This window comes from Armatimonadota bacterium (assembly GCA_023511795.1).
GTDB lineage: Bacteria > Armatimonadota > UBA5829 > DTJY01 > DTJY01 > JAIMAU01.
Genome location: JAIMAU010000003.1, coordinates 313,638 through 324,545, shown reverse-complemented (window position 1 = coordinate 324,545; position 10,908 = coordinate 313,638). Strand labels below are relative to the sequence as shown.

The 10,908-nt window shown below is 55.0% G+C and carries 6 protein-coding genes; 1 reads left to right on the top strand and 5 read right to left on the bottom strand.

Going from position 1 to position 10,908, the window contains the following annotated elements; all coding sequences use genetic code 11:
• Positions 1-205 precede the first annotated feature (205 nt).
• The gene (locus K6T99_05640) at positions 206-1,348 is read left to right on the top strand and encodes a uroporphyrinogen decarboxylase family protein (protein MCL6519294.1); all 1,143 of its coding nucleotides are present in this window, start codon (positions 206-208) and stop codon (positions 1,346-1,348) included.
• Between the two features lie 65 nt (positions 1,349-1,413).
• On the opposite strand, the gene K6T99_05635 is transcribed toward K6T99_05640, so the two are convergent.
• From K6T99_05635 to K6T99_05615, 5 genes are read right to left on the bottom strand one after another with little or no spacing between them, the layout of a single operon-like run.
• On the bottom strand, positions 1,414-2,943 hold the full coding sequence (locus tag K6T99_05635) for a tetratricopeptide repeat protein (GenBank protein ID MCL6519293.1): 1,530 nt from the start codon (positions 2,941-2,943) through the stop codon (positions 1,414-1,416).
• On the bottom strand, positions 2,936-5,131 hold the full coding sequence (locus K6T99_05630) for a family 20 glycosylhydrolase (GenBank protein ID MCL6519292.1): 2,196 nt from the start codon (positions 5,129-5,131) through the stop codon (positions 2,936-2,938). The genes K6T99_05635 and K6T99_05630 overlap by 8 nt, the downstream gene beginning before the upstream one ends.
• Positions 5,128-6,423, bottom strand: coding sequence for a neutral/alkaline non-lysosomal ceramidase N-terminal domain-containing protein (locus K6T99_05625; protein MCL6519291.1), 1,296 nt, complete (start codon positions 6,421-6,423; stop codon positions 5,128-5,130). Before K6T99_05625 ends, K6T99_05630 begins: the two co-directional genes overlap by 4 nt.
• A gap of 21 nt (positions 6,424-6,444) precedes the next feature.
• The gene (locus K6T99_05620) at positions 6,445-7,722 is read right to left on the bottom strand and encodes a hypothetical protein (GenBank protein MCL6519290.1); all 1,278 of its coding nucleotides are present in this window, start codon (positions 7,720-7,722) and stop codon (positions 6,445-6,447) included.
• Complete coding sequence (locus K6T99_05615) at positions 7,722-10,901, bottom strand: family 78 glycoside hydrolase catalytic domain (GenBank protein MCL6519289.1); 3,180 nt, start codon at positions 10,899-10,901, stop codon at positions 7,722-7,724. The genes K6T99_05620 and K6T99_05615 overlap by 1 nt, the downstream gene beginning before the upstream one ends.
• Positions 10,902-10,908 lie beyond the last annotated feature (7 nt).

Genomic DNA, 10,908 nt, shown 5'->3' with positions numbered 1-10,908 from the left:
CGGGGGTTGGATTTGAACCAACGACCTTCGGGTTATGAGCCCGACGAGCTACCGGACTGCTCCACCCCGCAGTGTCGCTGAAATTATACCATGCTGTTCTAGTTTTGTAAAGACCGTGTCCGCAGTTTTTCCAAGGTTTAGTTCAATTTTTGTTATTTCTCGGTAAAAGGACTTCGCCGCCTTTGTGGTGTAACATACTCTTGAGATGATTCCAAAAGAGCGCATAACAGCGGCACTGGAGCACAAGCCGACTGACCGAGTGCCAATCTATCACTGTTCGGTTTCCTCGCGCACAGCATCGCTGGTTCTTGGGCGCGAAGCATATGTTGGCGGCGGCATTCAGCAGTGGCGCGAGTCTGCGGCGATGTGGAGTGGACCAGAGGCGCACAGGGAGTTCATTGAGCGCACCCGTCGGGACACGATTGACCTTGCCAAGGCGCTTGATGTGGACATGGTCCGCCCATCATGCTGGCGAATGACGAGAAAGCCGACCAGGCGGCTGGATGAATATACGTTTCTCTACGGCGATCCCGAAGGCTCATGGGAGGTCATGCGGTTTGACCCCGAGACTGAGCTTTACCAGACGGTTGACCGAAGCCCACAGCCCGAGCCGACCGAGTCAGACATAGAAGCTGAGGTTGAGCGCCTCGAAAGGGGTCTCGACTCCTACGACCCCAAATGCGAAGACGTATGCGCCGATGCGGTTGAGGTGCTGAAGGCATTCGGCGGCGAGCGCGCCGTCCCAGGGATGGGAGTCGGAGTTGGCGTGCCGAACCGCTCGACGATATGGTTTGAAATGATTGCCGCAAGACCTGATTTAGTCAAGCGCTACATTGAGGTTCAGACCGAATACACCTTAAAGCGGATAAGGTGCTACAGGGAGCTGGACGTGCAGGTTATGCTTGGCGGCGGCGACATGGCATGGAACGAGGGACCAATTTATTCTCCGAGGTTTTTCCGCGAGGTCATGGCGCCCGCATTTGAGCGGCTGACAAGCGAATGCAATGCGATGGGGAAGTACTACTTCTTCGCAAGCGACGGCAATCTTTGGCCCATAGCGGATGATGTATTTCCGATAGTTGACGGCTTCTATGAGATTGACCGCCGCGCTGGGATGGACTTGAGGAAGCTTCGCGAGCGGTTTCCGCACTTAACGCTGATTGGCAACATCAGCTCCCACACACTGCATATGGGCACGAAGTACGACGTAATTGAGGAAACAAGGGACTGCCTTCAAGCGGCGAAGGAGCTGGGCGGCATAATCGTTGGAGTGTCCAATCTAATCGTCTGCCAGACTCCGCCTGAGAACTTCTTTGCGATGCTCGAGACGATTCGCAGTGAGCGGTAGCAGATTGAACCGACGAGCTGATACTGGGCGGTTGGTGGGCATTTGAAGTTAGCTTCGTACCCCTGTCATCTTTTTGGAAGGCGCACGGGCGGGCACATGCGGCTGGCAGCTGCCTCGGAGCCGGCTGGCGAGAACCTGAGTTTGATTCTGCGGCGAATGTGCTGGATGCCTAAGCCTAAGCCGACGGCCGCAGATTTTGCTAGCGACCAAAGGACTGCGGCTGGTGTTGCATCTTTTGCGCCGCCCATTTTGCGGAGTATCGGTCTGGCGGCTCTGTATAAGCGGGGGTTCGCAAGCTTTAGTGCTTCTGAGTAGCAGTTTGAAAAAAGGCGGGTATTTCCCTTGGCACTGCATATGCGAGCCATTGCAGAGTAGCCTTCCGACCAGAAAGGGCTTCGGAAGCCGCGCAGGGGAACGCTGGCTATAGGATGTTCAAGCGACCGCCCGGCGTGAGCTGTTCGAAGGTACCAGCGGTACTGCCGCAGTGCTTCTTCCAAGTCTCCTTCCGATTCGGCGAGCGCTGCTAATTCTCGGTGGACCTCAGCGGGCGCATTCGGAAAAGATGCGGCTTGGCTTAGGAATTTGCGGGCGCTTTGCTTATCATTCTTCCGCATGGCGATCCGTCCGAGGCCATACCAGCCCATTGGGTCGCTGTCGCTCAGCTCGATGGCAAGGCGGTAAGCCTTCTCGGCTTTGTCATATTCGCCGTGTGCCTCATAAATCAAGCTGCCGAAGCCGCACGAACATTTGTATGTCAAGTCAAGCTCAACTGCGCGAGCATGGGCTTCCCTGGCGGCATCAATGTTGCCCTCTGCCCTAAGAGCCAGTGCGCGCCAGTGGTGGAGTGAGGCATCTTGGGGATTAAGCTTCTCGGCGGCTTCTCGAAGTTTGTTGTGCAGTTTGATGTCGCCGTCAAGGAGTGCCTCAGCCATTTGCCGCTTAAGCGAGGCATATTCAAGTGCCTTGTCGGGCTGATTTGATGCTAGAATTAAAGCCAGGTCGTCGCCGAGGTGCTTCCACTGGAGGGGAACGAAGCATCCTGAGAGGGAATAGCTGATTGCAACCATCTCCGCCGCCAGCGCCAAATCTGACAGCAGGGGGGCAAGCTCGGATGGCCAAATCCAGGGCCGCTCAGCCATCCGATGGAACCCGCTCAGCGGTATATCTTTGAGGAGGAGGTAGTCAACGTCGATGTCTAGGAGGAGCGGCGGCTTGACTTCGGGGAGTGATTCGAGCGAGCATACCGTTACCGGCCGTCCGTAAAGTGAAAGCCCGCCCTGCCGCTTTTCTGGCTTGAACCAGCAGTCCGCTCCGCCGCTGGTATTGGCAATTGCTTTGAGGTGGCACCAGATGATTCTGCGGCTGGTGTTCGCGTCCCAAGTATGTTTGGGTGTGACCCAGTGAACCTCGCGCAGTATGCCTTCTCTCAGCGCCCACCGCAGGTAGTCGGAGATTACCGGTGCGCTTGTCCCTTGGGGCTCGAAGAGGTCAGGATGGGCATCTACGTGCACTACAGCCGCTTCTTTGATGCCCGCCGCTTTCCAAAGGTGGTAGGCTTTGTCGTGATTGTCGAATGTATTTATTTTCTCAGTCATTTGGCCATTCAATCGGCTTGCATTCCATGACCTTCAGTTCGCCTTTTTGCCCCATCCGAAGCTCGGCGGCGAGATCAACTGCAAATCGGCGCATTAGGGTAAGCTCTCTTAATGCTTGAGGCACGAAAGGCTGGAGCCATGTCTTCTCGATTGCCAGCATTGCTTCATCGAGCTGAGCGGCGGCTTTTTTGACTTCGTCTGCCGCTTTTAGAAGCCTTTCGCCATCTGCGCCACTGCGCGCCAATTTAACAGAGTTGGTCATGCTTAAAAAGAGGTCGAGCACCGCTTTGATGCGCCTGCATTCGACTAGATAGAGGTTGATTAGTGTGCTCTGGCTGTTGAGGGCTGACTTGCTCCTAGATTTAGATGATTTGCCGTCAATCATTCTTTCGAATATAGAAATTGCCTTTTGCGTTTCGGCGGACGCCTGGCTGAGAAAGCCCAATACATTCAGCGAATTGTGGAGCAGCTGTTCGATAATAGCCTGGGGATAGTTCTCGCGTATGAATGCGTCGGCTTCCCAATTGGCGTACAGATATGGATAGCTGAACAGCCGACTGAGCCAGTTCATCATGCCGCCGCCACCGGTAACGTTGTCGAAGTAGCAGAGCCCCCTCAGCCCTTCCTTCCAGCGGGCGCCGAAGAGGAGCTTCGCGTATTCTTCCCTTACTGCACCGGGGTGTGCCCAGCGTTCGGAGTTCCACGATTTCGCCGCCAGCATGATGTAGTGCTGGTGGAATGCTGGATGCCAGACTCCATATGCTTCGACGCCTTCTGCGCTCTCCTCGACGCCCTTATCTATCGCCCAGAAAACATTGTGCAGGTGGTCGGTGTAGTTAATCCAGTAGAAGTACCCCGTCATCGGCACCACCCACCGCCTGAATCCCAGCTCGGGCATAGTGGTGTCGAAGAAGTCGGAATACCGCCACCAGTGGAGCACAACCGAATCCTTTAAGCCTTCCTCTTCGAAGCGCCTCTTCAGCTCGTCATTCATTTTCCCGCCGCGGAGGAAGTGGTCGTGCCACATGCCGATGTGGTTTATCCCTTTCTCTTTTAGGTGTTTCGCCAGGCGAACTGCGTAGTTGACAAAGCGGTCTTCGGGCGATGTCTTTGAACATTCGGGGCACTCGCACCAGGGGTCTATGCGCTTTAGAGGCATATCCATATTCATCCCGACCAGCGGATATACTTCGTCCAAGCCAATGTGGAACCAGTCAATTCCGTTTGGCAGTAGATATCTGTCGCAGATTTCGTCGAAAATGCTGAACATCACCTCAAAGGTTGCCGGACTGCTCATGCAGAAGCCGTATTTCTTCGGTGTGCCGTCTGCGAACTTCGCCGATGTTTCTGGATAGTGGCGAGGTATTTGCGTATTGTGGCCTGGGGTGTTGAAGTGCGGCCTTACGATAACGCCCTTTGACTTCGCATACTTGATAATTTCGCCGAAAAGGTCTTCTGCATATATCCGAGGCACATACTCAAGGCGTATGTCTTTTTTCTTGGACGGCGAGTAGTAGTTTACGAGCTTGGGCGTCTTCAGCTTCGGATACTTCTTTATAGGCACCATCATCCATTCGGAGATTACCCCATCGTATTGGATTGGCCAGTTGTTGTACAAGCCTATGCTGACGATATTCATGCGCATTGCCGCAAGCTCGTCTATAGCATGCTTCCATTCATCGAGCGTCATGCTGTCTGGTCCCCAGCGGCATTCAACGTAAATGCCTCGGTATGCCATATCGGGGTAGTCGAAGACGCTGACATCGGGGAGCTGGGCATTTTTGCCCTTGCCTTCGACCAGCTCTGCGAGCGTCATTGCCGCATAAACCAGCGCCTGGGGAGTGTATCCGAGAAGGACGACATCATCGCCTGTAATGGTTATTTGGTAGGCTTGGTCGCGGTTGACTGGAGCTTCGGGAAGCCTGCTCCCCTCAATCATTCGGCTGAAGCGCGAAGGTCCATCTGGGGTGCATAGAATTATGGCGGGCGACTGCCTGCCGTCCTTGCTTTCGGGTATAATGCGGTCGCTTGGGTGGCTGACTGCCTCGCAGACTATCCGTGCGGCTTCGCAAACTGCCGCATCGGCATTGTCGGCAATCACCACGTGGTAGGCGGGCTTCCCTCCTTTGAAGAGAGGCAGTCTTCTTTCTCTAATCTCTATTTCTTTCGGCTTGAAGAATGCGTTCATTGATTCAGCAACTCTACTTCCCTTAATATGTCGCCTGCCGCATTTGCAATGCGGACTCCTGCTGATGGCTCCAGGGTTGCCGAGAGAATCGGCATCGTTTCGTATGTGCCTGGATAAAATGCGTCTTGGGTTGGGATGTATCCAAAGCATGCATTTGCCAGCCCGACGATGAACGTCTGCGAGAATGGCGACCACTCCTTAATGCTGAGCCCATATTCTACGAAGTATTCGCCTGGAATGCCTGCGAACGCTGTATCGCCTACGCGAATTACCTGCAGTTCAACATTGGCATTCTTGCCGTCAAGCTCGTATTTTTCGATGAGCTTTGCCTGAGCAAGGTCGAACTCGCTTGGGCTGGGCATACTGCGCACCTCAGCCGCCCTGCGCCGAAGCTGGTCGGTGAGCGGATGGTAGAGGATGTCGAGGATGCGCGTCTTCGCCGCCAGCACTTCTGAGCTCATTGGGGTGGAAAGCTCCGATGCGGCAAGCACTTTCCCTGCTAGTACGCGGGCAATTCGCACTGCCTCGCCCCACCCAGACTGCTTTCTTGGGTCTGAGACGTCGAGGTGGTTTATGTTCCCCTGCGCCCCCTGCACGAAGACTACCAGCGGCTTGCTTTCGTAAATATCGCTTACAATGCGCGCCATCTCGCCTGGGAAGTCAGCAGATATCTCGCATCCGCCCACTACGTCAACATGCAGGGCGTAGTTCGCCAGTATGGCGGTCGGCATGCCGTCTTCGCCATCTATGCGCAGTACGTTCACCTGCGGGTCAATTGGGCCGTCGGGGCCGAGTATGTCTGGGTTCAATTTCCCTGGGTTGAACCGCACGCTCCCATCCTTCATCCGATATCGGCGGTTGAAGGCAATTCGGTCCTCGTATTCCTCACCGAGCCTGAGGGTCGCGGGCTTCATGTTAGAATGCGCCTCGATTATGGCATCGGCAATAAGCCTGGGTAGCTCTTGAACATACTTGTCGTTCGGCAGTACAAGGGGCTGATGTATGCGCGTTTCGGGTCCTGTGTGGGTGTGGGTGGCGGAGACCATGATGTTTTCGGGCGGGATGCCGACTTCGCTGTGGACAAGTCTTCTTACTTCCGCGGTTTGGTAGGACTGAATCCAGAGGAGGTCGCAGACGCAGATGGCAGCTTTCGCCGTGCCGCTGTCGAGAACCACCGCCTTCGCCAGGAGGTCGTCGTGAACCGCCGTGGATTTGCGTTCGTGGAAGTACCCTGCAAGCGAGGTGCCTACAGGCGGTGTTATGACTTTTGTTCCTGTCCCAACTTTAATCATATTCTCCTCCGTGGTTGCCGTTTAAGCTAGTGTTTTCAGAAGTTCGCCCGCCGCATTTGCAATTATAACCCCAGCAGATGGCTCGAGCATGGCGGAGACGATAGGCATTGTTTCGTAGGTCCCTGGGCAGAACGCATCTTGGGTGGGTATGTATCCAAACGTATTGTTCGCCAGCTCCACAACGAATGTCTGCCGAAATGGCGACCATTCTTTGATGCTTATGCCGTACTCAACAAAGAGTTCGCCTGGGATGCCGACGACCGCCGTGCCTGCGATTCTAATCGCTTGGACCTCGACATCGGCGAGCTTCCCATCGAGGCTGTAGTTCTCAATGGCTTTTGCTTGTGCCTTGTCGAAGCTGTCTGCGGTTGGGTTTGACCGAACGGCGGCCGCCTTCTCTCTCAGCGACTCGGTCAGCGGATGATATGGTATTTTAAGAATGGATTTGCGAACCCCCAGTGTGCCGTCCATTGGCTGGGAGAGCTCCGAAGCCGCAAGCACTTTGCCCGCAAGCACTCGCGCTATCCGCTCTACTTCGTTCCGCCCTGTTTGGCTGTCTGGCTTTGAAACATCCCGATGGTTGATATTCCCGCATGCACCCTGCATGAAGACTACCAGCGGCTTGCTTTCGTAAATATCGCTTACAATGCGCGCCATCTCGCCTGGGAAGTCGGCAGATGCTTCACAGCCACCCAAAACATCGGGGTGGAGGGCATAGTTCGCCAGTATGGCGGTCGGCATGCCGTCTTCGCCATCTATGCGCAGTACGTTCACCTGTGGGTCAATTGGTCCGTCGGGGCCGAGTATGTTTGGGTCTTGCTTTGGGGGATTAAACCGCACGCTCCCATCCTTCATCCGATATCGGCGGTTGAAGGCAATTCGGTCCTCATATTCCTCACCGAGCCTGAGGGTCGCGGGCTGGAGATTGTCGTGCGCCTTGATAATTGAGCTGGCAATCATCTCCGGCAGTTTGCTGAGGTATTCCTCGCTTACTGGCACAGCTCGCCCGCGCCTGACCTGGGGGCCTGTATGCGTATGAGTCGCCGAAATCATTATGCTGTCGGGCGATATGCCGGTTGCCCGATGCGCAATCTCTCGCGCTCTGCGGACCTCTTCGGCTTCGACTGCTTGGAGGTCGCAGACTGTTATGCTGACCTTCGTTGAGCCGTCGTCGAGAACGACCGACTTTGCAAGAAGGTCGTCGCAGATTCCCGAGCACGGCCGCTCGTAGAAGTAGCCGCCAAGTGAGACGCCAAGCGGCGGGTTGATTATTTGTGTGCCTGTGCCTGCTCGCATCATTATTTGCTACTGCTCAGTTCGAACGAGTATTCCCCGGAGCCGACCTCAAATCTAACCCAATCTCCTTCGTCGCCTGCTGATTCTATGCCGTCAGCGCCTGGGATGAATTTGCCGTCTTCCCATACCAAGACCCCGCTTTCTTTGACGATGGGGTTCTTTATGCCATTCTTCGGCACCCAGATGGATGCGCGGGAGTTTGCGGGAACAGCGGCGGCAAGAGTCAGCTTGCCTTGGGAGCGCTTCCAGTGCGATGCGGCAGTCCCTCGGATGGTTTCAACCGAAGCCTTTGCCTCTGTCAGGTCTCCCATTACAAATGGCTTGATGTCAAAATGCTCGAACCCGCCGTGCTCGAACTTCGGCGCTATGCCCGCAATCTTTCGATAGAACCAGGCGCTGATTGAGCCGAAAGCCGGATGGTTGTGTGAGTTCATGCCGTTGCCCACAGCATACACCCACAGCTCCCATATAGTAGTCGCTCCATTTTCTATCATATAACCCCACCCGGGGTAGTCTTTCTGAGTTGCTATAGTATAGGCGACATCCGGGTGTCCTTCGTTGCAGAGGACGTCGGGAAGGTAGCGTGCCCCAAGGAATCCCACGCTCAGATGCCCCTTGTGGTTTACCATTATATCATGGGCCAGGTTATCCACAACCGCCTTTTTGTGCTTCTCAGGGACGATGCCGAGGTAGAGCGGCCAGGCATTCGAATATTGACTGCCATTTCCATACGTATTGGACTCTGGATGGAAAAACTTGGCATTGAAGGCAGAGGCAATTTTCGAGCACAAGGCGTCGTATTTGCGAAAATCCTTGAAATGGCCTGTTTTTCTCGCTATCTGCCTCAGAATATCAGCGACGTAGTAGAACGCTCCCGTCGAAATTAGGTCCTTCGGAGTCTCGACGACGCCCACCCAATCGCCGTAATTGTTGCGGCTTAGGATGCCGTCTGGCGCCTCTTTGGCAAGCATATCCACATAGCGCTTGAGGTTTTCGTAGTGTCTTTCCAAAAGCCGCTGGTCGCCGGTATGGCGGTACATGTCCCAGACGATAACATGATAAGCCGCCGCCCACATCGGATCTCCGGGATTCGACCCCCAAACATGGGGGACTGTATCTGGGATACTGCCATCTTCGCCCTGCTGGTCTTGTATGTCCTGGAGGAATTTGGAGAATGCGGCACCCATATCGAAGTTGTAGAAGCCGACCTCCGCCGCTACTCCTGCGTCGCCCATCCACCCCTGGCGTTCGTCGCGCTGGGGGCAGTCGGTCGGAATGCTGTGCCAGTTGGTTTTGTAGCCCCAGACGGAATTGTGCTGGATTTGGTTTATTAGCGCATTGGAGCATTCAAAAGAACCTCGCTGGGGGAAATCGGTTCGAACGACGCAGCCGAGAAGGGTGTCGAGGTCTGGCTCCCCAGGGAAGCCTTCCAGCTGGACGTACCGGAAGCCGTGATAGGTGAATCTTGGTTCGTAGACTTCGACGCCGTCACCCTTAAGGATGTAGCGGTCGGTGGCTCGAGCGCTTCTAAGGTTTTCTTGGTTCACCATGCCGTAGTCGTAAAGCACTTCGGCATAGCGGAGGCGCACCTCTGTTCCAGCTGGGCCCGACACTTTCAGGCGGCACCAGCCGGAGAAGTTCTGTCCGAAGTCGTAAACCCAGATGCCTTCTTTTGGACTGGAAACTGCCTTTGGCTTGATTGTCTCACTTACCCGAATGGGTTGAATTATTTCTGCGGAAAGTTTTTGGGTTGGCGGTGGGACTGTTTCCGCCGGCTCCCACTTTGAGTCGTCGAAGCCGGGAGCGTCCCATCCGGGCTGTTCAAGCCGAGCGTCGTACACTTCGCCATGGTAGAGGGAGTTCTCTAGGATTGGGCTGTTGCCTCGCTTCCAGTGGGAGTCGGTAACTATGCTTGTCCTTGTGCCGTCTTCGAATATAATGTTTAGCTGAAGAATGAATCGCGGAGACTTGCTGTACCATCCTTTGCCTAGTACTACGCCGACGGCATTTCTACCTTGCCAGAGCATGTCTGTTACATCGTATGTGCTGTAGAGCACTCGCTTGCCGAAAACCGTGTATGCCGGGTCGAGGACGCGGTCGCCCACTTTTTTGCCATTCAGGTGAAGCTCGCAGTAGCCTAGCCCTGTAACGTATGCCCGCGCCCACCTGACAGGCTTTGGCAGTTCGAACTCCCTCCGAAACAAGGGAGCAATCTTCGGCTCCTCAGAGGACCTGAGGATTCCTTCTGTAAGCTGGCTGGCAGACCATCCGCTGTCCTCAATGCTGTCGAGTGCTTTGACCTGCTTCCCAAAGGCGATGTCGGTGCCGTCTGGGCTTATGATCTGCATTTCTGCAAGTGCTAACAGCCTCTGGCCGTCCTGCCGCATCCAAAGCTTTGTAGCCGTCAGCCTGACGTAGCGCGCCTTGACGGCGTCGAATTTGTGCTCAACGGGCTGTTCCTTTGGGTTCGGCTGGTCCTCGGCAGTTTTGTCAGCAAGTATAGTTGGCTCCTTGAAGTCTGGTTCATTGGAAGCCTCAAGCCGGTAGCGCAGTGGAAAACCAAAGCCAGGGACGTCTTCCCGCCAGTTGTATGGTCTTGCTGGGAACAGCTTAACAGCCGAGAACTCCATTGGTTCGCCCAAATCAACCTGCACCCACTTAACGTCCTCCGCTTTGGAGCTGAGTGCTGAGTGGTAGCCGTTGCCGCCTCCCGGAGCCGCCAGCCAGACGCCCTGCCACTCGGATTGGTCCAGCAGGGCGGTTTCAAACCACGCAGGTTCGCTGAATTCGCTTTCGACATCATTTGCGTCCCAAACCTTGACGCGCCACCAGTATCTCGTCCCGCTTTTCAGCCGGGGTCCAAGCGGAAGCGCAGTTATGTTTTTGCTTGATTCTACTTTCCCGGCGTCCCAGATATTTGCCTTGCCGTTTAGGAGTTCCTGGAGGTCGTCTGCAATTTGAATCTGAAATGCGCTTTGCCTGCAGTTTCTTCCATCCTGAACAAACTGCCACGAGAATCTGGGTTCGAGTGCATCAATGCCAAGAGGATTCTCGCGATATTCAATCAGAAGGCGGGTTGCACGCGGCTTTGAGTCGGCGCGCACGTCGTTTGCAAGGTTGAGTATTACTCCTGCGGCGAGAATGAACAGAAGCCAGCATGGATTTGAAATGTCAATGCTCATAAGAAAT